Origin of the sequence: Demequina oxidasica (assembly GCF_000975115.1) — a bacterium.
Lineage (GTDB): Bacteria > Actinomycetota > Actinomycetes > Actinomycetales > Demequinaceae > Demequina > Demequina oxidasica.
On the sequence record NZ_BBRE01000001.1, the window covers coordinates 652,112 to 675,074 of the forward strand.

General features: G+C 64.9%; 20 protein-coding genes. 4 read left to right on the forward strand and 16 right to left on the reverse strand.

All coding sequences use genetic code 11. The features are described 5' to 3' along the window. Window positions 1-67: 67 nt before the first annotated feature. The 15 genes from eno to AOP77_RS03030 form a co-directional block, all read right to left on the reverse strand. Entirely contained in the window at window positions 68-1,351 is a 1,284-nt protein-coding gene (gene eno, locus AOP77_RS02960; protein ID WP_062209147.1) for a phosphopyruvate hydratase, read from the reverse strand. A 72-nt stretch (window positions 1,352-1,423) separates the two neighbouring features. Continuing rightward, window positions 1,424-2,119: a nucleoside triphosphate pyrophosphohydrolase gene (locus AOP77_RS02965; RefSeq protein WP_236685739.1), complete on the reverse strand. Its 696-nt coding sequence runs from the start codon at window positions 2,117-2,119 to the stop codon at window positions 1,424-1,426. Next, window positions 2,112-2,723: a hypothetical protein gene (locus AOP77_RS02970; RefSeq protein ID WP_062209153.1), complete on the reverse strand. Its 612-nt coding sequence runs from the start codon at window positions 2,721-2,723 to the stop codon at window positions 2,112-2,114. The genes AOP77_RS02965 and AOP77_RS02970 overlap by 8 nt, the downstream gene beginning before the upstream one ends. Before the next feature lie 55 nt (window positions 2,724-2,778). Further along, on the reverse strand, window positions 2,779-4,005 hold the full coding sequence (locus AOP77_RS02975) for an alpha-hydroxy acid oxidase (protein ID WP_062209156.1): 1,227 nt from the start codon (window positions 4,003-4,005) through the stop codon (window positions 2,779-2,781). Window positions 4,006-4,016: 11 nt separating this feature from the next. Beyond that, entirely contained in the window at window positions 4,017-4,340 is a 324-nt protein-coding gene (locus tag AOP77_RS02980; RefSeq protein WP_062209159.1) for an L-rhamnose mutarotase, read from the reverse strand. Further along, on the reverse strand, window positions 4,340-5,107 hold the full coding sequence (locus tag AOP77_RS02985) for an SDR family NAD(P)-dependent oxidoreductase (protein ID WP_062209162.1): 768 nt from the start codon (window positions 5,105-5,107) through the stop codon (window positions 4,340-4,342). The genes AOP77_RS02980 and AOP77_RS02985 overlap by 1 nt, the downstream gene beginning before the upstream one ends. Next, window positions 5,104-5,955: a fumarylacetoacetate hydrolase family protein gene (locus AOP77_RS02990; RefSeq protein ID WP_062209165.1), complete on the reverse strand. Its 852-nt coding sequence runs from the start codon at window positions 5,953-5,955 to the stop codon at window positions 5,104-5,106. Before AOP77_RS02990 ends, AOP77_RS02985 begins: the two co-directional genes overlap by 4 nt. Next, a complete protein-coding gene (locus AOP77_RS02995) occupies window positions 5,952-6,827 on the reverse strand; it encodes an amidohydrolase family protein (RefSeq protein WP_062209168.1) in 876 nt (291 codons plus the stop codon). The genes AOP77_RS02990 and AOP77_RS02995 overlap by 4 nt, the downstream gene beginning before the upstream one ends. After that, window positions 6,824-8,146 carry an enolase C-terminal domain-like protein gene (locus tag AOP77_RS03000; RefSeq protein WP_062209171.1) on the reverse strand — a complete coding sequence of 441 codons (1,323 nt, stop codon included), beginning with the start codon at window positions 8,144-8,146 and terminating at the stop codon, window positions 6,824-6,826. The genes AOP77_RS02995 and AOP77_RS03000 overlap by 4 nt, the downstream gene beginning before the upstream one ends. Further along, window positions 8,143-9,132 carry an aldo/keto reductase gene (locus AOP77_RS03005; protein WP_062209174.1) on the reverse strand — a complete coding sequence of 330 codons (990 nt, stop codon included), beginning with the start codon at window positions 9,130-9,132 and terminating at the stop codon, window positions 8,143-8,145. The genes AOP77_RS03000 and AOP77_RS03005 overlap by 4 nt, the downstream gene beginning before the upstream one ends. A gap of 1 nt (window position 9,133) precedes the next feature. After that, window positions 9,134-10,663 (reverse strand): sugar ABC transporter ATP-binding protein, encoded by a 1,530-nt coding sequence (locus AOP77_RS03010; protein ID WP_062209179.1) that lies wholly within the window; start codon window positions 10,661-10,663, stop codon window positions 9,134-9,136. Beyond that, window positions 10,660-11,682 (reverse strand): ABC transporter permease, encoded by a 1,023-nt coding sequence (locus tag AOP77_RS03015; protein ID WP_062209183.1) that lies wholly within the window; start codon window positions 11,680-11,682, stop codon window positions 10,660-10,662. Before AOP77_RS03015 ends, AOP77_RS03010 begins: the two co-directional genes overlap by 4 nt. Further along, on the reverse strand, window positions 11,679-12,809 hold the full coding sequence (locus tag AOP77_RS03020; RefSeq protein WP_084622224.1) for an ABC transporter permease: 1,131 nt from the start codon (window positions 12,807-12,809) through the stop codon (window positions 11,679-11,681). Before AOP77_RS03020 ends, AOP77_RS03015 begins: the two co-directional genes overlap by 4 nt. Beyond that, entirely contained in the window at window positions 12,809-13,897 is a 1,089-nt protein-coding gene (locus AOP77_RS03025) for a mandelate racemase/muconate lactonizing enzyme family protein (protein WP_062209185.1), read from the reverse strand. The genes AOP77_RS03020 and AOP77_RS03025 overlap by 1 nt, the downstream gene beginning before the upstream one ends. A gap of 35 nt (window positions 13,898-13,932) precedes the next feature. Then, on the reverse strand, window positions 13,933-15,039 hold the full coding sequence (locus AOP77_RS03030) for a substrate-binding domain-containing protein (RefSeq protein ID WP_084622226.1): 1,107 nt from the start codon (window positions 15,037-15,039) through the stop codon (window positions 13,933-13,935). A gap of 122 nt (window positions 15,040-15,161) precedes the next feature. Here AOP77_RS03030 and AOP77_RS03035 point away from each other — a divergent pair, with 122 nt between their 5' ends. Further along, window positions 15,162-15,899, forward strand: coding sequence for a GntR family transcriptional regulator (locus tag AOP77_RS03035; RefSeq protein ID WP_062209187.1), 738 nt, complete (start codon window positions 15,162-15,164; stop codon window positions 15,897-15,899). 5 nt (window positions 15,900-15,904) lie between these two features. On the opposite strand, the gene mfd is transcribed toward AOP77_RS03035, so the two are convergent. Continuing rightward, window positions 15,905-19,471: a transcription-repair coupling factor gene (mfd, locus tag AOP77_RS03040; protein WP_084622228.1), complete on the reverse strand. Its 3,567-nt coding sequence runs from the start codon at window positions 19,469-19,471 to the stop codon at window positions 15,905-15,907. A 166-nt stretch (window positions 19,472-19,637) separates the two neighbouring features. Here mfd and AOP77_RS03045 point away from each other — a divergent pair, with 166 nt between their 5' ends. The 3 genes from AOP77_RS03045 to AOP77_RS03055 are packed head-to-tail and all read left to right on the forward strand — an operon-like array spanning window position 19,638 to window position 22,947. Then, on the forward strand, window positions 19,638-21,200 hold the full coding sequence (locus tag AOP77_RS03045) for an adenosylhomocysteinase (protein ID WP_062209189.1): 1,563 nt from the start codon (window positions 19,638-19,640) through the stop codon (window positions 21,198-21,200). After that, window positions 21,197-22,510, forward strand: a complete 1,314-nt coding sequence (locus AOP77_RS03050) for an amidohydrolase family protein (protein WP_062209191.1) — start codon at window positions 21,197-21,199, stop codon at window positions 22,508-22,510. Before AOP77_RS03045 ends, AOP77_RS03050 begins: the two co-directional genes overlap by 4 nt. Further along, window positions 22,507-22,947, forward strand: a complete 441-nt coding sequence (locus tag AOP77_RS03055; RefSeq protein WP_062209193.1) for a cupin domain-containing protein — start codon at window positions 22,507-22,509, stop codon at window positions 22,945-22,947. The genes AOP77_RS03050 and AOP77_RS03055 overlap by 4 nt, the downstream gene beginning before the upstream one ends. Window positions 22,948-22,963: the final 16 nt, after the last annotated feature.

The window sequence follows — 22,963 nt, forward strand, 5'->3', positions numbered from 1 at the left end:
GCGCCGCGCCAGTTGACTGCTGCCGAGGCAGCGAGTCGCGTAATTCAGTTTTTTACGAGCGTCAGATTTAGACGTCGTAGGTGCGAGGGAACGCAGACTTACCGGCGTAGACCGCGGCGTCGTCCAGTTCTTCCTCGATGCGCAGGAGCTGGTTGTACTTGCCAACGCGCTCGCCACGTGCCGGGGCACCCGTCTTGATCTGACCCGAGTTGTACGCCACCGCGAGGTCCGCAATGGTGACATCCTCGGTCTCGCCCGAACGGTGCGAGACCATGCAGGTGAAGCCGGCGCGCTGCGCCATGGTCACTGCGTCCGAGGTCTCCGACAGCGAGCCGATCTGGTTGAGCTTGACCAGCAGCGAGTTGGCAGCCTTCTCCTTGATGCCACGAGCCAGGCGCGTGGGGTTCGTGACGAACAGGTCGTCGCCAACAATCTGCACCTTGTCGCCAACACGTGCGGTGAGGTCGGTCCAGCCGGCCCAGTCGTCCTCGTCCAGCGGGTCCTCGATGGACACGAGTGGGTAGTCGTTGACCAAGCCCTCGTAGAACTCGATCATCTCGGCGGGGGTCTTCTGACCGCCCTCCCAGTTGTAGTGGCCCTCGGAGTAGAACTCGGAGGCGGCGACGTCGAGTGCGAGCGCAACGTCCTCGCCCGGCTTGTAGCCGGCCTTCTCGATGGCGACCAGGATCAGGTCGAGTGCCTCACGGTTGGACTCGAGGTTGGGCGCGAAGCCACCCTCGTCGCCCAGGCCGGTGGCAAGCCCGCGCTCCTTGAGCACTCCCTTGAGCGCGTGGTAGACCTCTGCACCCATGCGCAGTGCCTCGCGGAACGTTGATGCGCCTACCGGGGCGATCATGAATTCCTGGATGTCAACGTTGGAGTCAGCGTGCGAGCCACCGTTGAGGATGTTCATCATGGGAACGGGCAGCACGTGCGCGTTCGGTCCGCCGACGTAGCGGAACAGCGGAAGGTCGGCGCTCTCGGCAGCGGCCTTTGCGACGGCGAGTGAGACACCCAGGATCGCGTTAGCGCCCAGCTTTCCCTTGTTGTCCGTACCGTCCAGGTCGATCATGGTCTTGTCGACAAGACGCTGCTCCGAGGCATCGAGACCGATGACCTCGGGGGCGATGAGGTCGATGACCGCGTCAACGGCCTGCTCGACACCCTTGCCCAGGTAACGAGCGTCGTCGCCATCGCGACGCTCCACTGCTTCAAACGCTCCGGTCGATGCGCCGGAGGGAACAGCCGCACGTGCGAACGTGCCGTCCTCAAGTGCTACCTCGACCTCAACGGTGGGGTTTCCGCGCGAGTCAAGAATCTCGCGGGCTCCAACGGCCTCAATGCTGGCCATGATGCTCCTTATATAGTGCTGGTTGATTTCTCTTGTGAGTCTATCGGCGCGGACTACTCCCCGCGCAACGACCTAGGTCCCGGTGGGGGGTGCCCCAGGTGAATCTTTGGTGACGCCTGCCTCCGCCTCGCGTGCCGCAGCCTCGAATGCGCGCGTCGCGTCGCGTAGCTCAGTCTCCGCGTCAACGCCCTCGGCCTGAGCTCGCGCCACCAGTGCGAACAGTTGCTGCCCGATGCTGACGCCGGCGGGGTCGCGCACGGCCAGTTTGGCGCGGGTCGCGCGGCCAAGCACCTTCTGTGCGCGGGCGAGGGCGGGCAAAGCTGCGGGCACGCCGTCCATGACGGACTCGCGGCCCTGAGTGCGAGCCTTGATGTCGTCCCACCGTTCGCGCACGGCCGATGCGGTGGTGGGCGGTGCGGAACCGTCGCCGGAAATTTCCCCCGCCGCGGCATAGTCCGCGTCGAAGACGTGCGGGTGGCGCTGTATCAACTTGTCAGCGCACGTGTTGGCGACGTCGTCCAGGTCGAATGGCTCGTCAGCATGCTCCTGTGCGATGCGGGCGTGGAAGACCACCTGCAGCAGGACGTCGCCCAACTCCTCGCGCATTTCGGCGCGCGAGCCGACCTCCACCGCATCGGCGAATTCGTAAGTCTCTTCTATCGCGTAGCGCACGAGCGACTCGTGAGTCTGCTCGGCGTCCCATGGGCACCCGCCCGGTGAACGCAGGCGGTCCATGACCTCTGTGAGTCGGTCGACTCCGTTAGCCACGTGCTACCCAGGACGAGTCCGCGTCGACAAACGCGTTCACGTGCTGGAAAGGAATGTAAGACTGAGCGCCGAGCTGCTGCTGCTCTGCCGTGCCCTTGGCGTCAGCGACCGAGGACAAGAAGGCGTCCACGCTGATCTCGCCGTTGCGCGGGCTGATCTTGGCGTCGGCAGCGGCATCCTCGATGATGGCCTTCAGTTCCGCGTCCCCGCCGTCGATCGCGAGCACTGCCAAAGCAAACTGCGACTCAAACGCGTAGACAAAGTCATCGCTTGGCTCGGCCGTGATGCCGAGTCCCTCAAACCACTGCTCAGCAAGGCGCTTGGAGTCCGCGGAGTGGATGGGGGTGCCGCGCTCAGCGCACGCAGCCAGGAGGTCGTCGTGGAGCAACTCCATGGTCAACACCTCGTCACGCGACGAGATCAGTGCACCCTGCGTTTCCTGCGCCCACGCGGCGAACGTGGCGTCTACGTCGGCATTGGTAATGGTGGTGCCCTGGTACTCGGACGCGGTGCCGGCGGGGGCTCCCTGTCCGGGGACCGCGCAGCCCGCGAGCGCGAGGACCGCAAAGGCCGCAACAACAAGACGTGAACGAACGTGACTCATGGCTCTCATCCTAGCGCCGGCGCCGAGGTGGTCTTGATGCCGGCGCTCAACATCCCTACCGGGGGCTTATTCGCCGCAATTGAGTGACGTGCCCCGGATTCAACTCCTCGAGGGACGCGACTCCCAGCAAGCGCATGGTCCGTTCGATCTCGCCCTTGAGTATGGCGATCGCGCGGTCAACTCCCTCGCGGCCGCCCGCCATCAGGCCATACAGATACGCGCGGCCCACCATCGTGAACTTAGCGCCGGTAGCAATAGCCGCCACCACGTCCGCTCCAGACATGATGCCCGTGTCGAGGTGGACCTCCAGATCCTCCCCCACCTCGCGCACCACGTCCGGCAGAAGATGGAACGGTATGGGCGCGCGGTCGAGTTGCCGACCCCCGTGGTTCGACAAGGTGATGCCGTCCATGCCAAGATCCGCAAGTGTGCGTGCATCCGCAAGGTTCTGCACCCCCTTAACCACGAGCTTGCCCCGCCACTGCTCCTTAATCCATGCCAGGTCCTCGAACGTCGCGCCGGGGTCGAACATCGTCTCGTGAAGCTCTGCCGCGGTGCCATTCCAGGCGGTCAACGACGCGACTTCCAACCGCCGCGTGGTCAGGAAGTTAAACCACCACTCGGGCCGGGGAATGGCGTTGAGGATTGTCGCGGCGGTGAGTGCAGGCGGAATCGTGAAGCCGTTGCGCTTGTCACGTGGCCGGAAGCCGGAGACGGGTACGTCCACGGTGACCAACAGCGAGTCGTAGCCAGCCGTCGCAGCGCGCTCGAGGAGCGCCATGGAGCGTTCGCGGTCCTTCCACATATAGAGCTGAAACCAGTGACGCCCGCCGGGAGTAGAGGCGGCAACCTCCTCGATGGAGGTGGTGCTCATCGTGGACAGCGCGAACGGGATACCTGCGGCCGCGGCAGCCCCAGCGCCCGCCACTTCGCCCTCGGAGTGCATCAGGCGCGTGTAGCCCGTGGGGGCGATGCCGAACGGCAGTTCAACGCGCGAACCCAGAACGTCCCATCCCGTATCGAGCCGCGACACGTCGCGAAGGATCGCCGGATGGAATTCGATCTCCTGAAACGCTTCGCGCGCACGCTGCAGGGACAATTCCTCCTCGGCCGCGCCATCGGTGTAGTCGAACGCACCCTTGGGAGTCCTGCGCTTCGCGATGGCCCTCAGGTCCGCGATGGTGTGAGCCGCAGCTAGCCTGCGCTTGCGGGCATCAAACTCAGGTCGCTTGAAGCGGATCAAGGGAGCAAGCTCTACCGGCCGCGGGAAGTGGCGTTCCATGGAGTACCCCGTCAGTCCGTGTGGAAGATCTCCGGCAACTCGTGCCACCACTCGCCCTCAACCCGTTCGGCCACAGGGCGCTGTAGGGGTGAGCACACGGCCCACCAGCGCTGAGTCTCCGGATCCTTCGCCATCTCGGCCATGTCCGCCTCGTAGTCCTCGCCGTCGTACTCGAAGTACGACACCAGCAATTCCCCGTAGCGGTAGATCGAATAGTTGGTGATGTGGCTGGCGCTGATCTGGGCGAGCACCGCGGGCCACACCGCTGCGTGGATTCGCTCGTACTCCTCCACATGCTCGGGCGGAAGCCCGATCACGGAGGCGACGCGGCGCATTACTTTGCCACCACGGGACGAACCCGCAGATTGGAGACTCCACCGTCGACGTCGAGCGACGAGCCCGTGGTCGCTCCCGAGAGCGGACTCGCGAGGTACGCGATCGCACGCGCCACCTCCTCGGCGAGGACCAACCGGCCAATTGCCTGGCGCGCGTTGAGCGCCTTGAGCTCAGCCTCCGGGTCCGCCGCCTGCTCTAGTAGCCTGCTCACCCATGGTGTCCCCACGGTTCCCGGGCTCACACAATTGACACGGATCCCCTCGCGCACGTGATCAGTGGCCATCGCGTACGTCAACGCCAGCACGGCACCCTTTGAGGCGTTGTACAACGCGCGTCCAGGCAGTCCATTGGTGGCACCGATCGAACTAGTATTTACTACCGCCCCGTTCTCCGAAACACGGAGGTAGGGAAGCGCAGCAGCCGTGACGCGGGCCATGCCCGTCACGTTAATGCTGAGCACGCGCGCCCACTGCTCGTCATCGTTGTCGGCCACTGTGCCGATCGCACCGATGCCGGCGTTGTTGACAACTACGTCGATTCCCCCAAAGCGCTCCGCGACCGCCGCGACCGCCGCATTCACGGACGCTCGATCGGAGACATCCGCCTTGAAGCCAGTGAGTGGGGCTTCCACCTCGGGGTTGAGGTCGAGCACTGCCACGGTGGCGCCGCGGCTCGCGAGTTCAGTCGCCGCTGCGAGCCCAATGCCTGACGCGCCTCCGGTGACAATTGCGACGAGGCCGTCAAAGTCGTTCAGTTCCACGCTCATGCCTGCACCATTTCCTGTCGGGCGGACCCTAATCCGTCAATTTCGAGTTCGACGACGTCTCCGTCGCGTAGGTATGGGTTGCCCTCGATGCCTAGCGCGACGCCGGCCGGCGTCCCCGTATTGATGATGTCACCGGGGTACAACACCATGAACTGGCTGAGGTAGCGGATGACGTGCGCGACCGAGAAAATCATCGTGGCCGTGGTGCCATCCTGGCGCGACGTGCCGTTCACCGAGAGCCGCAGTCCGAGGGCCTGGGGATCGGCGACCTCGTCGGCAGGAACTACGTACGGCCCAAACGGGTTGAACGTCTCACAGCTCTTACCTTTGTCCCACTGGCCGCCGCGCTCGAGCTGGAATTCGCGCTCCGAGACATCGTGGGAAACGGCGTAGCCGGCCACATAGGCCAACGGGTCCTCGTCGACTGACAGGTAGCGGGCCGTCTTGCCGATCACGACACCCAACTCAACCTCCCAGTCGGTCTTGCTTGAGTTGCGCGGGATCAAGACGTCATCGAAAGGCCCCACCAACGTCATGGGGTCCTTCATGAAAACCACCGGCTCCGCGGGGATGGCGGCGCCAGTCTCCTCCGCGTGCTCGCGGTAGTTGAGCCCAATGCAGACAATCTTGTGGGGGCGCGGTACGGCCGAGCCGACACGCAGGTTCGCTGCCCCTGCAACTTCCGTCAGGTCACCCGACGCGAGCGCGGCGCGTGTCCGGGCTACACCATCGGCCGCCCAGAAGGCGCCATCCAAGTCGGGGGTGAGGGACGTCAGGTCATAGGTCGAATCGCCGTCTACAACGACCGGAATCTCGTCGCCCATCGTGCCTAGCCGCGCAAACTTCATACTGTGCCCTTTCTCTTGTCAAGGCCGTACCAGGCGGTGGCCGTTTCTGAATAAATTGAATCGAGTTCATCTGCGGACAGTTCCTCGAGGATCTGTGAAATGCCCTCAAACCACCGCGCATAGCCTCCAGCGAGGTTCACCACGGGCCAGTCGCCGCCGTACATGAGGCGCTCCGCGCCGAACGCCGCGACTGCAGTCTCAACGACAGGGCGAAACGAATCAACGGTCCAGTTGTCGGGAGGCCCCACGCTCGCGGTCAGACCAGAGATCTTCGCCGCCACGTTGGGCGCGGCCGCGGCCTCGTCGAGCAGCCCACGCCAACGGCCCATGGCATCGGCGTCGTCACCCACCGGGGGCTTGCCAAGGTGGTCTATGACGATGCGCAGGTTGGGGTGAAGGGTTGCGAGCGCCGGCACGTGACGAAGCGCGGTCGGATTCGCAGTGACGTAGTCGAAGCTGAGCCCAGCCTCCGCAATCGTGTCGAGTCCTGGCTGCACGGCGGGGCGAAGTATCCACTCGTCGTCTGCCATGTCCTGAATGAGAGTGCGGATTCCCACCACGCAACCAGTCGCCAACAGCACCTCAATCCTGTCCGCGAGTGCGTCGGCATCGTCGAGCGGAAGCCACGCCACCACACCGGTCACCATTGGATTACGCTCGGCGACATTGAGCATGTGGTTGGTGTCGGCGTCGGTGTCTGAGGCCTGGACCAGCACCACCGAATCGATGCCGCAGGCCTCGAGGTCCGGCGCTACCTCGTCTAAATGAAACGTCCTGTAGATCGGGGAGAGGTCCGGAGTCAGCCAGGAATACTCGGCCCGATCCAGGTCCCAAATATGAGTATGTGCGTCAATAATGCGTCGCTGAGTCACACTCTCGCCTCCTCGTCCGCGAACCTCCCGGCCCAGTACGAGCCGTGCGGGAACGTGAACTCCGCCAGCGTCTGGTCGAACATCTTCGCGCTGTAGCCCGGCTGGCTCGGCACGATGTAGCGTCCGTCGACAACGATGCAGGGGTCTTCAAAGTGCTCGTGCAGGTGGTCGACAAACTCCGTCACGCGGTCGTCGAGCGTCCCGGACACGGCCACGTAGTCAAAGATTGACAAGTGTTGGACCAGTTCGCACAGTCCCACGCCACCCGCGTGGGGGCAGACCGGCACGTCAAACTTCTTAGCCATGAGATAGACCGCAAGGATCTCGTTGATGCTGGCCAGGCGAGCGGAGTCTAGCTGGCAGTAGTCCAACGCCTCCGCTTGGAACATCTGCTTGAACAGCACCCTGTTCATGCCGTGTTCGCCAGTTGCTACGCCGATGGGGGCGACTCCACGGCGCACGGCCGCGTGACCTAGAACGTCGTCGGGGCTCGTAGGCTCCTCAATCCACTTAGGCTTAAACTCCGCGAGTCGATTCACCCACTCAATGGCCTCCGGAACATCCCACACCTGGTTGGCGTCGATCATGAGATCAACATCCCACCCGAGCACCTCGCGCGCAATGGTGAGGCGCCGGACGTCGGATTCGAGGTCCGCACCGACTTTGAGCTTGATGTGTCGGTAGCCGGCGTCGACGGATTCCTGCAGTAGGCGCCGCAGCTTCTCGTCGCTGTAGCCCAGCCAGCCTGCACTTGTCGTGTAGCACGGGTAGCCTCCCAAGGTCTCGAGGTCCGCGACTCGCTGGGCTCGCCCGGGCTGGGCACCGGCCAGGATCTCGATTGCCTCGTCTCGTGTCAAGACATCGGACAGGTACGTGAGGTCCGCGGCATCGACGAGCTGCTCGGGGGTCATGTCGACCAGCAAGCGCCATAGCGGTACACCGGCCCTGCGGGCAGCCATATCCCACACCGCGTTCATGACGGCCCCCAGTGCGAGCTGAACCACGCCCTTCTCCGGGCCTAGCCATCGCATCTGCGAATCGCTCTTGAGAATGCGGTAGATGCCCCCAAGGTCGTCGAGCATCTCGTCGACATCCCGACCCACCAGCTCCTCGCCGTACTGGGCGGCGGCCTGGGCGCAGAGGTCGTTTCCGCGACCGATCGTGAAGGTGAAGCCATAGCCACCAAGATCCCCGTCGGTCTCGATCGCGACGTAGGCAGCGGAGTAGTCCGCGTCCTTGTTCATCGCGTCCGAGCCATCGGCGGTCAAGGACGTTGGGAAACGCACATCGTGCGTGGTGACCGCCGTGATGATAGTCATGCGGGATCCTCTTCCGGGTAGTAGCGAGTAAGCCCAAGTGAGTTGAGGTCGCGCCACAGCTCCTCAGGAATGGGTGCGGTGAGACGTTGTATCGAGCTCGTCGCTTGGGAAACGGTGCGAACGCCTGCCACAACCGAGACGATGCTCGGATGACGCAGTGCGAACTGTACGGCCGCCGCGGGCAGACTTACGCCGTGGGAGGCGCACACGGTTGCGATCTCGCGGGCGCGTTGAACTTGTTCCGCAGGAGCGTCTCCGTAGTCATACTTTGCCTGGTCCGGCACCACGTCCCGACTCAGCAAGCCAGTGTTGTAAGGGGCCGCGGCAACCACGGAGGCGCCATGCTCCTGTGCGGCCGGAAGGACATCGTCCAGCGCGCCCTGTTCGAGCAACGTGAAACGGCTGGCGCACATCACCACGTCAGCGTCACACTCGCGAATAAACCGCTCGAGCATTTCGGACTGGTTCATTCCAGCCCCAAACGCGTTGATCACTCCCTCGTCGCGAAGCTCCGCGAGGGCCGGTGCGCCCGTGGCGGACGCCACCTCCCAATGCTGGTCGGGATCGTGAAGGTACACGATGTCAAAGTGGCCGAGCCCGGTGCGCTCCAGGCTTGCCTCGATGGAGCGACGGACGCCGTCGCGGGAGAAGTCCCACACGCGACGGCGCTCCGCGCGAACGGCGTACGCGTCATTGTCCATCTCGCCGGCGTTCTCAGGAGTCTCCTCGAGCAGACGCCCTACCTTGGTCGACAGCACAAATTCATCGCGCGGGTATTTGGCGAGAGCCCGCCCTAGTCGGCGCTCCGACAGTCCCAGGCCATAATGCGGCGCGGTGTCGAAGTAGCGCACCCCACTCTCCCAGGCGGTGTTTACCGCAGCCTCGGCCGCCTCGTCGGAGACAGCCGTGTAGAGGTTGCCAATTTGCGCGGCACCAAACCCAAACTCGGTCAGTTCCAACCCTGTTCGCAATGCACGAGTCTTCATCTCATTCCCCCGCGGCAGGTGTCGACGTGGGGTGGATCAAGCGAATAACGGCCTGACTCATCTCCTCGTAATGGTGCGTGTTCTCGATTTCGCCGCGCACCACGAATCGCTCCATGACCGCGATACGGTCCGCGAGCGTGATCATCTCAGATAGGTCCGACGAGATCAATAGGATGGCCATGCCCTCGTCGGCGAGTTTCCAAATCAAGTCGTAGAACGACCGCTTGGTACGCACGTCGATGCCGACCGTCGGCTCGTCGATGATGAGCACTTCGGTGTTGGCTGCCAGCCACTTCGCGAGCGACACCTTTTGCTGGTTGCCACCGGAGAGTTGCCCCGCCATCTGGTCCTGACTCGAGATCTTGATATCGAGTTGGGCGACCTGTTCCGCGACGAGCGACTGCTCATCCTTTGCCGGTACGTACCCCATGAACTTCGCGAGCTTGCTCCAGACTGTTACCGCGATGTTGGTGGTGATGGGCTGGAGGAGGAACACCCCCTCCTCCTTGCGGTTCTCGGTCACGTAGCCGATGCGGTACTTCTGAAGTGCCTCTCGCACCGACCGGATACGGACGTCCTCGCCCTTCACCTTTACAGTTCCCGCGACCACTCCCTCGAGCCCGAGGATGGAGCGCGCCAGCTCGGTTCGGCCCGCGCCAACCAAACCGTAAAGTCCAAGAATCTCACCGCGGCGGAGTTCGAACGACACATTGCGGTGGCCCGCCGTGGTGCTCAGCGCGTTAAGGGCGAGTGCCGGCACGGTCGTCATGTCGACACTTCGCTGCGGGGCCTCGAGGTGCGCGAGTGCACGGCCCACCATCTTGTCGATGACTTCGTCGCGGGTGAAGCCGGCCAGCGGCTGGGACTCAACGACGGTCTTGCCGTCGCGCAGCACGGTGATCGAGTCACAGTGCTCGAACACCTCCTCGAGCTTGTGACTCACAAACAGAATGGCAGTTCCCTCCGCCTTCAACCGTTCGATTACACGGAAGAGGCGCATGGCCTCGTCCACCGAGATCGAAGCGGTCGGCTCGTCGAGCAGCAGTACGCGCGTCTCGGTGTAGAGACCACGTGCGATCTCCACCAACTGAGTTTGAGCGGCGGACAACTCCGTCATAGGAGTATCCGGGTCGATCGCGAGGTCCAGCATGTCAAGGCAGCGCTTGGCCTGAATCTTGACCTCCGGCCAGTCGACGAGCGGTCCCTTACGAGGCATCTTGCTAAGGCAGATGTTCTCGCCCACTGTGAATCCGCGCACGACATTGCGCTCCTGGTGGACCACGCCGATTCCCGCGTCCATTGCGTCGGTCGGACCGTCAAAGTGGACGTTCTCGCCGAACACGTTGATGGTGCCCGAGTCGCCATGCAGAATTCCTGTGACGACCTTGATGAGCGTGGACTTGCCAGCGCCGTTCTCCCCCATCAAGGCGTGGACGGTGCCAGGCATAAGGGTGAGAGTGGCACGGTCAAGCGCCTTGACTCCGGGGAATGTCTTGGTCAAATTCTTGATCTCGAGCGCCGGAACGGTCATCGGACTACCTCCACTTCGGCGAGTGCCTCTTCCGCGGCTCTCACCCGCTGTTGAACTATGAGCGCCTCGGCACGGTTGGCGCGTACCCGGCCAAGTGCGACGGTTCCTAGCACCACTGCGCCAACCACGAGGTTGACCCAAGCGGGTGCCAATTGGAACTCGGCGCGCGCCGAGTCCACGAGGCGGACGATGGTGGCGGCCAGCACCGTACCCAGTACCGCCACGGCACCACCCGTGAGCACCACCCCACCAATGATCGGTGCCGCGAAGCTGGGGAGTAGCCAGTCGCCACCCACAGACTGGTTGACGCCGGGGAGCGTCGCGACGGCAACGAATGCAGCCACTCCCGCCAGCAGCCCGGACAAACCGTGTGCGGTGATCAGGGAGCGGTCGATGGAGATGCCGCCGTACTCAGCCGCCGTCTCGTTATCACCCGTCGCGAGCAGGCGCCGGCCACCGACCATCTTCGCGAAGTAGAAGCTCACGAGCCCGGCGACGATCAGGGTCATGATGAAGATCACCGGGATGCCGAGGATTTCGGACTTTCCAAACTGGGTGACCGAGGGCCACGCGTCTGCCGAGATGGTTCGCGTGCCCACCAGTGCGTACTGCGCTCCCATCAGGATGGTCATGGTCGCGAGGGTCACGATGAAGCCGTTGATCTTGGTGACGACGATGAGCACGCCGTTGACGATGCCAGCCAATCCGCCAACGACGACTGCGATGAGGGCACCAATCCACTGGGGAACACCGAAGTCGGTGACGACGACACCCGCGAGGCAAGCGGCGAATCCGCCGATCGAGCCGACCGCGAGGTTGAGCTGCCCCACACTCAGGGTGATCATCTGAGCGAGGCCAATGAGGATTGGAATTGCCAGGAACCGGAAGAATGTCGTGACCGACACGGGGCCAAAGAACTCGCCACCCGACTTAAAGCCCAGCAGCACGACTCCCATGGCCACAATGATGGCTAGCGTGACGTTAGGAGAGGAGGAAAGGAACCTCATTGTTGCTTTCATCGCGCGAGCTCCTTGTCCTCGGTCTGAACTGATTCAGGTGGGTCCTTGAGTGCTTCGTCGGGTTGATCTGGGTCATCAGTCTGGGCCGGCTCACCAGAGGGCCGCTCACCACCGCGGCGCCTGCCGCCTGAGGCGAGCCGGAATCGTTCGGTCGACAACGCGACGAGCAGGATCACGCCCAGCAGCACGTTCATGGTTTCGAGGCCGACCCCAAAGAGGTCCAGTCCCTTGCGGATGACGAGCGTCAGAGTGATGCCGAGGAAGGTACCGATGACGGAGACGAATCCTCCCGCGAGCAGAGTCCCACCAAGGATGGGGCCGACGAACGACGGCAACATAAACTCGCTTCCGATGGCGGGTGTAAACGACCCGACCGACGCGGCCACCATGAAGCCCGCGGCGGCTGCGAGGGTGCCTGAGAGCGTGTGGACGAACATGAGGCGGCGACCTGTCGGGACACCAGAGAGCTCGGCGGCCTTGACGTTGGAACCCGTCACCAGGATCTCGCGGCCCAGGCGGGTGCGACTGTAGAGATACCACACGAGTCCCATGATCAGGATGGCGGGCAAGATGATCAGCGGGACCGCATCCGTGCCGCAAGTGTTGCCCATGCAGATGCTGGCGAAGGTCTGACGACCGATAAGGTCCAACCCAGCTGGCTTGGATGTGAAAGCCGCACCCTCACTCAGCCACGAATACATGGCTGGCACCAGGCCAATAAGCGCGAAGCTCATGGCCAGCGTCACGATGAACGAGTTGACGCCCGTCTTGACGATAATCCAGCCGGTGAGAGCTCCCACCGCGGCGCCAGCGACGAGGCCCACGAGCAGGCCAAGGATTAACGGCATGCGGAAGACGTCGTAACACAGGCCCATCACCATCGCCCCAAGTGAGGCCATCTGGCCCACCGCGAGGTTCATATGGCCCACTGACAGCGCCACCATCTGCGCCAGGCCCACCACGGTAAAAATGGCAATCGAGGACATCAGCGGCGCGAGCACGAATGGCCCGTTCAGGAATGCGGGCTTGAGGCTGCCGAACAGCACCACCAGCAGCACGATCAAAAACAGCAGGAAGACCCGCGGATTCGCGGCGGTCTTCTTGACACGGGCCATCACGGTAGTCATCAGGCGACTCTCCTATTGTCGATAGCGTCGTTGTCCCAGTCGATCCCAAGGCCCGGAGTCTCGGGGGCGAGGGCGCGCCCATCCACAATCTCCATCTCGGTACGGGTGACGGCGCGCAGCTGCGGGATGTGCTCCACATAGCGGCCGTTCGGGATCGCCGCCGTGAGGCTGACATGAATCTCCATGAGGAAATGCGGGCAAACTGCAACGTTGAATGCCTCGGCGAGGTGCGCGACCTTCAGCCAAGGAGTGATTCCCCCTACGCGGGCAACATCCACCTGGACCACTGACGCGGCACCGCGCTCGAGGTACTCACGGAACTGCTGGACCGCGTACATAGATTCACCCACGGCGATGGGGATTGATGTTGATCGGGCCAACCGTACGTGCCCGGACACGTCGTCCGCTGGCAGCGGCTCCTCCAGCCACGCGAGGTCGATATCCTCAAAGGCGTGCGCGCGCCGAATCGCGTCTGCCCCCGTCATTGACTGATTGGCGTCGACCATGATGTCCAAGTCGGGCCCCACGGCCTCGCGGATTGCCGCGAGCCTGTCGCGGTCCTCGTTAATGCGCGGCTTGCCGACCTTGACCTTGACTCCGGACCAGCCCGCGGCCTTGGACGCCACCGCACCAGCCACGAGTTCGTCGGTGTCGATGTGAAGCCAGCCACCCTCGGTGTCATACAGAGGGACATCACGGCGGAAGCCGCCTGCCATGCGCCACAGGGGTTCGTCAGCGCGCTGGCACTTGAGGTCCCACAGCGCGGTGTCCACCGCTGCCAGCGCTAGCGACGTGATCGCGCCGGTCGTGGTGGAGCGCGTGTGGGCAAAGAGGTCCATCCAAACCGATTCGATCCGGTCCGCCTCCTGACCAGAAAGGCGGGGCAACAGGTGGTCGCGCAGCATGCTCAAAACTGCGCGACCACCCGTGCCGATCGTGTAGGAATAGCCCGTTCCAGTGCGGCCGTCATCAGTCTCGATTTCAACAAAAATGGTCTCTTGTTTGATGAAGCTCTGAACCGCGTCGGTTCGTTCGGTCTCGACAGCAACATCGACGAGATACGCACGAGCAGCACTGATCGTGGGCATAGCCCTACCCTTCTCTGGAGTGTGACGCTGGAGTTCTAGCAGCTGAGCAGGTTGCTCTTGAACTCCTCCATGATTACCGTGGACTTCGCCTGGCGCTCGTCGTCATAGGTCTCGACGTTGTCCTTGATCACGATGAACGAACCGGAGTCAACGATGACACCTGGCGTGACCATGGTGCAGTTACCGGTCGAGAGTTCAGCAAGCACCCAGGATCCGACGTAGGCCTGGCCCACGGGGTTCTGCGCGATGGTGCCGTATACCGATCCGTCGGCGATTCCCGCGAGAATTGTGGGGTCGTCGTCGATTGCCACGAGCTTGATGTCAAGACCGGAGTCTGCGATTGCGGACGCCGAGGCGACTGCGGGGTTGTAGGCGGTCGTCACGATGGCATCGAGGTCGCTACCGCTAGCAGCAAGAAGGTCAGCTGCAGCCTTCTGAGCGGTGGTGAGGTCGACGTCGACGTCCGTGATTGCGGGGAGCAACGTGACAGCACCATTCGTCTCCGCGACGGCCTTCTCAACTCCGACAATCCGACGCTGCGTGTTCGAGTCAACGTTGTTACCGGTCATGTGGGCGATGGTGCCCTCGCCGCCGATGGCGTCGATGGCGGCCTTGGCAGCCTTGTAGGCGGCTTCCTCGGTGTCAGTCGACAGGCAGAAGTCGGCTTCATTCACGTCACCCGCGGGGCAAGAAGCGAGTGAACCGACCGCATAGCCGGCATCCTTCAGCGTCTTAAACGTGGTGTTGATGTCGGTGGGAGAAACGCCAAAGATTCCGAACGCGTTGGTGCCGCTTGCTGCGAGGGAGTTGAGGACGTCGTTCTGCTTGGTCTGGTCCCACTCGGCGGTTTCGTTATAGACCATATCGCCTAGCCCGAAGTCAGCCTTGGCATCATCGCCAGCCGCGATCCACGGCTGGAAGTAAGGGTGTGCGCCACCGGGAACGAGGGCCACGTGGACGGACGAGAAGTCGGCCATTTCCATCGAATCGGTCGCAGTGTCGCTGCTCTCCGGTGCGGCTGAGGTGGCCGGCGCCTCACTGGTGGTGTCCTCGGTGTCGGCCGACGTGCATCCCGCGAGAATGAGTGCGGCGCCCGCAGCTGCCGCGAGGACGAACTTACGGTGGTGGGTGTAAATACTCATCGTTGAGCCTCCATGATTGCTCCGTTGCAATGTCAAAGATCCTATTTGATCTTCGATATGTAGACTGACTGATATACAGTTCGATGTCAACACGAGTCCGGTAACAGATTGGGAACAGTCCGATGTCAAGCACGGATGGCACTGAGTACACGTCCTCGCTCGCCGGCCTTTCACCGCGCCTGGCACTTGCCGACGAGGTCTACGCTCGGCTGCGCACGCTCATCATGGAAAGCACCATCCCCCCCGGCACGCGCATCAATATTGAGGACGCGGCTCGCAGGCTAGCGGTCTCCCCAACCCCCGTGCGCGAAGCTCTAGCCCGCCTCGAGTCAGATGGCTTGGTCGAGAAGTTCGCCTTGCGCGGCTACCGCACCACAGACCTTCTTCAGCTTTCCGAGGTAGTGGACCTGTTCGATCTACGCTTGCTGCTCGAACCGCAGACCGCCGCGCGCGCGGCCAGCCGCATCACGCCGGAAGCCCGCGTCGCGTTGATGAAGGAGTTGGAGTTCGGACGTGCATCGACCGACGATGGTGACTTCGGGAGCTACAACCTGCTGTCAAGTCACGACGTCCGCTTCCACGACCTGATCTTCGCCGCCGCCGGCAATGAGCTGGCGCGCCAGGCGTATTCACGAACGCACTGTCACCTGCACACCTTCCGACTCGCCTTCCACGGCACCTACGGAGCGCATACGGTCGAGGAACACACTGCGATCGCCGACGCAATCGTGGCGGGGGACGGCACCCTGGCCGAACGCACGATGGCCAGCCACATTGAGAAGTCGCTCGAGCGGACCAAGGCCGACCACCCCGAGGCCTACGCACGCGCCCAGCAGGGCGGGGACTCCAGCCCCATCTGACTTCGCTAGGCAGCCCCCGCAGTGGCCTTGACGACCTCCCTCACCCAGTCCAGCACTGCCGGCCCCTCGACGGGCTTGCCGCCGATGCGCGCCGTGGTGGGAGCGGGAACGAGGACTTGTCGCACGGCCGGCTTGATCATTGTTCCGGGGTACAGGCGGTTGATGCGCATGGCGGCGGAATCAGGCAACTCGAGCGGTGCGAAACGCACCATCTTGCCCTGCGCGACCACGTCGGTGATGCCGGCGTCGCGCAGCTCCAGGCGAAGGCGGGCGATCGCGAACAGGTGCTGGACCGGCTCCGGCATGGCGCCGTAACGGTCGTCCAGCTCCTCCTCGACCGCGACCAAGGTCGCCTCGTCCGCAGCATCGGCAATCTTTCGGTACGCCTCCAGGCGCAGTCGCTCGTGCTCGATGTACGTGGTGGGCAGGTGCGCGTCGATCGGCAGGTCCACGGTCATGGGGGCGCGCTCCTCCTCGCCCTCGCCGCGGAAACCCGCGACCGCCTCGCCCACCATGCGGATGTAGAGGTCGAAGCCCACGCCTTCAATGTGCCCTGACTGCTCACCGCCCAGCAGGTTGCCGGCGCCGCGAATCTCGAGGTCCTTCATGGCGACGGCCATACCGGCCCCCAGGTCCGTGTGGGCAGCGATGGTCTGCAGGCGGTCGTGAGCGGTTTCGGTGAGTGTCTTGTCCGGCGGGTAGAGGAAGTAGGCGTAAGCGCGTTCGCGTGCCCGGCCCACGCGCCCACGCAACTGGTGGAGCTGGCTCAGGCCGAACGTGTCGGCCCGTTCCACGATCAGGGTGTTGGCGTTGGAGATATCCAGGCCGGTCTCCACGATGGTGGTGCAGACAAGCACGTCGTAGCGCTTCTCGTAATAGTCGACGATGACCTGCTCCAGTGCCTTCTCCCCCATTTGCCCGTGGGCCACGGCGACGCGCGCCTCGGGCACCAACTCGGAGATTTTGGCGGCAGCGCGGTCGATGCTCTTGACCGAGTTGTGAATGTAGAAGACCTGGCCGTCGCGCAGCAGCTCGCGACGCAGGGCAGCGATCACCTGCGCATCCTCCTGAGGGCCCACGTACGTGAGGATCGGGTGGCGCTCCTCAGGCGGCGTGGCCAGCGTGGACATCTCGCGGATGCCGGTGACCGCCATCTCCAGTGTGCGGGGGATGGGCGTCGCGGACATTGCGAGTACGTCGACGTTAGTGCGCAGGGCCTTCAGCGTCTCCTTGTGCTCGACGCCAAAGCGCTGCTCTTCGTCGATGATGATGAGGCCGAGGTCCTTAAACCGCACCGAGCCAGTGATGAGGCGGTGTGTACCGATGACCAGGTCAACGGTGCCATCGGAGAGGCCCTGGATGACCTCCTTGGCCTCCTTGTCTGTCTGGAATCGTGAGAGCGACGCGACCTTGACAGGGAACTGCCCAAAGCGCTCAGTGAAGGTGTCGACGTGCTGCTTGACCAGCAGCGTGGTGGGGCACAGCACCGCGACCTGGGCGCCGTTTTGAATCGCCTTGAACGCGGCGCGGACGGCAATCTCGGTCTTGCCGAACCCCACGTCGCCGCAGATCAGGCGGTCCATGGGGACGGCCTTCTCCATGTCGTCCTTGACCTCGTCGATCACGCTGAGTTGGTCGGGGGTCTCGACAAACTCGAAGGCCTCCTCGAGCTCGCGCTGCCACGGCGTGTCCGCGCCAAACTCGCGTCCCTTGGTCGCCATGCGGGCGCTATAGAGGCGGATCAGTTCGGCCGCGATCTCCTTGACCGCCTTACGCGCCTTGCCCTTGGTCTTCGCCCAGTCCGCGCCGCCCATTTTGGACACCGCTGGGGCCTCGCCGCCCACGTACTTGGTGATCTGGTCTAGCTGGTCCGTGGGGACCGACAGCCGGTCGCCCGGGTGCCCGCGCTTGGAGGGCGCGTACTCGATGACCAGGTACTCGCGCTCGGTGCCGCGCACCGTGCGCTTGGTCAGCTCGACGAACTTGCCCACGCCGTGCTGCTCGTGCACCACGAAGTCGCCGGTGCGCAGTTGAAGTGGGTCGACGGCGTTGCGACGGCGCGACGGCACCTTGACCTTGGGCCCGGCTGTGGTGGTCCGCCGGCCAGTCAGGTCCGACTCGTGCAGAACCAATAACTTCGCGTCCGCCACTTGGAAGCCCGCGCCCGTGATCTGCGGAATCACGGAGACCACGCCATCGACTGGCTCGAACTCTCCCTGATAGCGCGCGGGAATCTCCGCCTCCGCACATTGCTCGACGATTCGGTGCGCACTTCCGGTTCCGGCCGCGGTGATAACCACGCGCCAGCCATCCGCGAGCCGCGCGCGGACGGCGTCGAGCACCACGGAAAGGCGACCGCGGTAATCCTCGACCTCGGATATGCCAGTTGCCACGGCATCGGCCGCTCCGAAGGGGCCGATGCCCCACCAGCTGATGCCACGCTCGGACGCTCCCTCGCGGACCTCGTCGAGCGACAGGAACGAGCCCTCGCTGGCCTCGATCGGGGCGTCGGCCCCAGCGGTAGCCGCGACCCAGGCGGCGGACAGGAATTCCTCCGCGGTGCGGTGCAGATCCTCGGCGCGGCGGGCGATGCGCTCGGGCTCGATCACCACCATCTTCGCGTTGGTGGGCAGGACGTCAGTGAGCGGCACCAGTCGGTCCACGAGCGCGGGGATAAGCGACTCCATACCCTCGGCGGGAACGCCGGACGCGATCCGACCAAGCATGTCCGCGGCGGCCGGGATGCGGTCACGCAACTCGGAGGCGCGGCTGCGGATCGCGTCGGTCAGTAGCAACTCGCGGCACGGCGGCGCCCACAGCCGGTCGACGTCCGCGAGGGAGCGTTGGTCGGCCACGGAGAACGAGCGGATCGAGTCCACCTCGTCACCAAAGAACTCGATGCGCACGGGGTGCGGGTCCGTGGGGGCGAACACGTCGACGATTCCGCCGCGCACCGCGAATTCGCCACGCCGCTCCACCATGTCGACCCGCGTGTAGGCGGCGTCGCCCAACGCGTTGGTGAACTCGGTCAAGTCGATGACCTGGCCCTTCGCGGCCTGAACGGGAGCCAAGTCGGCAAGCCCGGGGACCATCGGCTGCAAGAGGGCACGCACGGGGGCGACCACCACGCGCACGGGTGGCAGCCCGGTCTCGGCCTGTACATCCACCGGGTGGACCACGCGGCGCAGGGTCGCTAGGCGCCGCGCGACCGTGTCCGAACGCGGGCTGAGGCGCTCGTGCGGGAGGGTCTCCCAGCTGGGGAAGATCGCGATCGTGTCGGGGTCGAGATAGGAGTTGAGCGCGTGCTGGAACGTCTCCGCGTCGCCCCCAGTTGCCGTGACCACCACGAGCGGGGACGTGTCACCCGCGCGGTCGCGGTCGCGAATAGCCAGTGCCACCACGGCGGGCGCGGCGGAGGTGGCTGCCTGAATCAGCGCCTCGGGCGGGACCGACTCGAGCGCCGGCAGCACGGCGGCATCGGTCAGCGAATCGAGCAAATGCTCAAGCACAGGGGTGGTCACGAGGGTCCTCCAGGGCACGCCGAAAAACCGGCGAATGCCGGCACCCACCATCGTATGTCCCCTGCAGGCACTGGCCTACCTGCGTCCTGGCAGTCACTGAGTGCGGGTTTCGCGTCCTTGTCGGCACTGAGCGACTGCTGGGAAGCACCAATTCTCGGAACACATGCGCCGCTCACGCGCAGGCGCTCGCCTGATCGCGCGACCGTAGACTTGAGACATGACCGATCCCGCGCGCTCTTCCGCATTCGACGAGGCCTCGCGCATCATCCGCCGGTTCGCGCGCGAGACAAACCTGCTGGTTGCCGGGCGGCCTTTTCAGGTCCTTGGCGCCGATGCCGTGGCCGCCTCCCTGCGCACCATCGCCTCGGCGCTGGGCGCCCAGGTAGTAGCTGAAGTTGGAGCGCCGGTGACCGCGGACTTGCTCGAGATCGACACCCACTATGCCCCCGCGCTGATCTCGCTGGGTGGCCAGCCCCTCGAGTCGCGCGGCAACGCAGCCGGGCGCGTGGACTTCGCCGGCGCGCACATGCCCGTGACACGCGCACTCGCCGCGGAACTGGCCGCCGCGGAAACATTGTCCGGCCTGAGAGTCGGCGTGTGCCTGACGCTAGAGCCCAAGACAGCCCAGCTCGCCCTGCACCTGGCCGCCGCGGGCGCCGCAGTTGCCGTGTACGCCCACCCTGACGAGATCGACCCCGAGGTCGCCAACGTCCTACGCGAGCGCAGCATCCCCGTAGACGGCAGCGAGTCTCTCAGCGGCGAGGCGGAACGCGCTACGGCACTGGGCTTCCTCAAGCGCGGCTTCGACGTGCTGGTGGACGACGGCTCGCACCTGGTGCGGCTCGCGCACGAGGACGCGCCTAACGAGGTCGCGCAGTGGATCGGTGTGAGCGAGGAGACCACCAGCGGCCTGACCCCACTGCGAGCGATGTCCGCGGCAGGCGTCCTCGCGACACCCGTGATTGCCGTCAACGACGCGGCCACCAAAACCGGCTTCGACAACCGCTACGGAACCGGGCAATCCTGCGTGTTCGCTATCGCGGACCTGCTCGATAGCGCACAGGTCAACATCCGTGAACGCCCAGCGCTCGTGATTGGCTACGGCCCTGTGGGCGTGGGCGTCGCGGCCCACCTGCGAGCGCTTGGCGTCGAGGTCTGCGTGGCGGAGGTGGACCCCGTGCGAGCCCTGCTCGCCCAGCACGACGGCTACCGCGTGGGCCGCGCCGCCCACCTTGCAACGGGTGCGCTCGTCGTGTCCGCCACCGGCGTCACGGGCACCGTTCCCGCGCCGATGCTGCGGGACGCGTTCGCCGTCGCGGTCGCCGGCGGGGTGCCCGGCGAGATCGCGCTCGACGCGGCCCTTCAAGACGACAAGCTCGAGCCAGTAGCGCGCGACGTTGAGCGCCTCGCTGCCGCCGGCACCCTGGTATTGGACCGCGGCGGCTGCATCAATGTCACCGCCGCCGAAGGCAACCCCATCGAGATCATGGACCTGTCCTTCGCGACTCAGCTCGCAGCGATCTCCGAACTCGTCAGCACCCGCCCCGGAACAGGCGTCCACGCGCTGTCCGATGCGGCGGTGGCCCACGTGGGCACAGTCGCCGCGCGCGAGCGCGGACTCAAACTCGATACACCCCCGGCCACCCCGGTCCCTCCCGGCTACATCACCCCAAGCAGCGCCGATGCCACGGCGGCCCCACCCCTGGGCGACGCCTGGCACTCTGGACGCTTCAGCATCGGCCGCCTGGCCGTGCCCCCTTCTTCTCAGGAGATCTCATGACCGCGTTCCCCGTCACGCTGTATTCGGCGGACTTGGTACTGCCCGTCACCGCGCCGCCAATACTTGACGGCGCCATCGCAGTGCGCGGCGAACGCATCCTGCACGTAGGTGAGCGGGTGTGGGTCGAACGCGCGCTGGCCGAGCGTGGGATCGAGGTTACGCACGTGCGCTGGCCCGGCGTCCTCATGCCCGGACTGGTCAACGCGCACACTCACCTGCAGTACACCGGCATGGGAGTGGTGGGCCAGGGACGGTACGACGGCTTCGAGGACTGGGTCAAGGGCTTCAACCCTGTGTACTCGCTGGGGCACGACTGGGCCGCCGACTCCGCCCGCGGCGCGCGCATGATGATCGAGGCCGGCACCACCGCCGCTGCCGACGTGGTCACCGATCCCTCGGCCGCGCACGCGCTGCACGACGCGGGGATGCACGGCATCGCGTACTGGGAGGTGCTGGACTGGACCAACGAGCAGTGGCTCGACGGCGGCCGCACTGCAGTAGAGGCGGCCCTCGACTCGCTACCTTCGCGTCCCGGCACTGGGCTGTCGCCGCACGCCCCCTACTCACTCGAGATCGTGCCGCTGCTGGAAATCCCCGACATCGTCCGCGAGCGCGGCAGCCGGATCCACATCCACTTGGGAGAGTCAGGAATCGAGCGCGAGTTCGCGCACGAGCACGCCGAGCCGTGGCACACCGCCGGGCTGGGCAGCCTGCGAGAGTTGCGCCAGGCCGGGTTCGGTACCTCCGCGACTGACTACGTTGACCACCTCGGCGTGCTGGGCCCCGACTGCCACGTCGCCCACGGGGTCTACATGTCTGACCGTGACCGCGCGATTCTACGGGCGCGTGGCACCACGGTCGCGCTGTGCCCCCGCTCCAACGCCGTGATTGGCCTCGACGCCCCGCCCGTCGCCGCCTACCTTCGTGAGGGCAGCCCCATTGCGGTGGGCACGGATTCCCTGTCCTCGTCGCCCTCTCTGGACCCGATGGCAGACGTGGCTGAGTTGATGCGCATTGCGCGCCTGCAGGGCTACACCAACGACGACTTGGCGGAGCGCCTACTTCGCGCGGCGACCCTGGGAGGGGCGCACGCGATGGGACTCGACGATGGCCCCGAGCGCTCCGGCTATTTGGCGGTGGGTGCGATCGCGAATCTTGCCTTCTTCGACACTCCCGTCAATGGCATCACCGAGACTCTCACCATCCTCGCCGAGTCCGGCGAGGGCCGGGCCGCGGCAACCGTCATTGATGGCCGCGTGCGCGCCGCCACCGCCGCGTTCACTGCGCAGACGGGTGTGGTGGCGTCATGACTCCCCGCCCCCGCACCGCGGAGACCTTTGACCTTGCCCCCCACCCCGAAGGCGGCTGGTTCCGCCGAATGTGGACATCCGACCGCCCGGTCGACACAGCCGCCGGGGTACGCCCCGCCGCCACCTGCATCCACTACCTCCTGACGCCCGGCGAGCACAGCGCATGGCACGTCGTGACGAGCGACGAGATCTGGCTGTGGCACGGGCCGGGCTCCCTGACGCTGTCGCTTGGTGGCTCACGTGACGCGCCAGGCGAGGCAACCGAGTTCGTGCTGGGCCCCAACCACCACGACGGCGACCTCGCACAGCTCCTGGTCCCTGCGGGGGTATGGCAGTCGGCACGGCTAGCGACCGATGCTGAGGCTCTCGTCAGTTGCGTCGTCTCCCCTGGGTTCGACTTCGCGGATTGGTCGCTGGCGAGCCCACCGGTAAACTAACTGACGCGTAGGCAAT

What these genes read in the sequence shown, in the direction of transcription:
- eno (WP_062209147.1), bottom strand. Translation starts at nt 1,351, where the DNA reads ATGGCCAGCATTGAGGCCGTTGGAGCCCGCGAGATTCTTGACTCGCGC.
- AOP77_RS02970 (WP_062209153.1), bottom strand. Translation starts at nt 2,723, where the DNA reads ATGAGTCACGTTCGTTCACGTCTTGTTGTTGCGGCCTTTGCGGTCCTC.
- AOP77_RS02975 (WP_062209156.1), bottom strand. Translation starts at nt 4,005, where the DNA reads ATGGAACGCCACTTCCCGCGGCCGGTAGAGCTTGCTCCCTTGATCCGC.
- AOP77_RS02980 (WP_062209159.1), bottom strand. Translation starts at nt 4,340, where the DNA reads ATGCGCCGCGTCGCCTCCGTGATCGGGCTTCCGCCCGAGCATGTGGAG.
- AOP77_RS02985 (WP_062209162.1), bottom strand. Translation starts at nt 5,107, where the DNA reads ATGAGCGTGGAACTGAACGACTTTGACGGCCTCGTCGCAATTGTCACC.
- AOP77_RS02990 (WP_062209165.1), bottom strand. Translation starts at nt 5,955, where the DNA reads ATGAAGTTTGCGCGGCTAGGCACGATGGGCGACGAGATTCCGGTCGTT.
- AOP77_RS03000 (WP_062209171.1), bottom strand. Translation starts at nt 8,146, where the DNA reads ATGACTATCATCACGGCGGTCACCACGCACGATGTGCGTTTCCCAACG.
- AOP77_RS03005 (WP_062209174.1), bottom strand. Translation starts at nt 9,132, where the DNA reads ATGAAGACTCGTGCATTGCGAACAGGGTTGGAACTGACCGAGTTTGGG.
- AOP77_RS03010 (WP_062209179.1), bottom strand. Translation starts at nt 10,663, where the DNA reads ATGACCGTTCCGGCGCTCGAGATCAAGAATTTGACCAAGACATTCCCC.
- AOP77_RS03015 (WP_062209183.1), bottom strand. Translation starts at nt 11,682, where the DNA reads ATGAAAGCAACAATGAGGTTCCTTTCCTCCTCTCCTAACGTCACGCTA.
- AOP77_RS03020 (WP_084622224.1), bottom strand. Translation starts at nt 12,809, where the DNA reads ATGACTACCGTGATGGCCCGTGTCAAGAAGACCGCCGCGAATCCGCGG.
- AOP77_RS03025 (WP_062209185.1), bottom strand. Translation starts at nt 13,897, where the DNA reads ATGCCCACGATCAGTGCTGCTCGTGCGTATCTCGTCGATGTTGCTGTC.
- AOP77_RS03030 (WP_084622226.1), bottom strand. Translation starts at nt 15,039, where the DNA reads ATGAGTATTTACACCCACCACCGTAAGTTCGTCCTCGCGGCAGCTGCG.
- AOP77_RS03035 (WP_062209187.1), top strand. Translation starts at nt 15,162, where the DNA reads ATGTCAAGCACGGATGGCACTGAGTACACGTCCTCGCTCGCCGGCCTT.
- mfd (WP_084622228.1), bottom strand. Translation starts at nt 19,471, where the DNA reads ATGGTGGGTGCCGGCATTCGCCGGTTTTTCGGCGTGCCCTGGAGGACC.
- AOP77_RS03045 (WP_062209189.1), top strand. Translation starts at nt 19,638, where the DNA reads ATGACCGATCCCGCGCGCTCTTCCGCATTCGACGAGGCCTCGCGCATC.
- AOP77_RS03050 (WP_062209191.1), top strand. Translation starts at nt 21,197, where the DNA reads ATGACCGCGTTCCCCGTCACGCTGTATTCGGCGGACTTGGTACTGCCC.
- AOP77_RS03055 (WP_062209193.1), top strand. Translation starts at nt 22,507, where the DNA reads ATGACTCCCCGCCCCCGCACCGCGGAGACCTTTGACCTTGCCCCCCAC.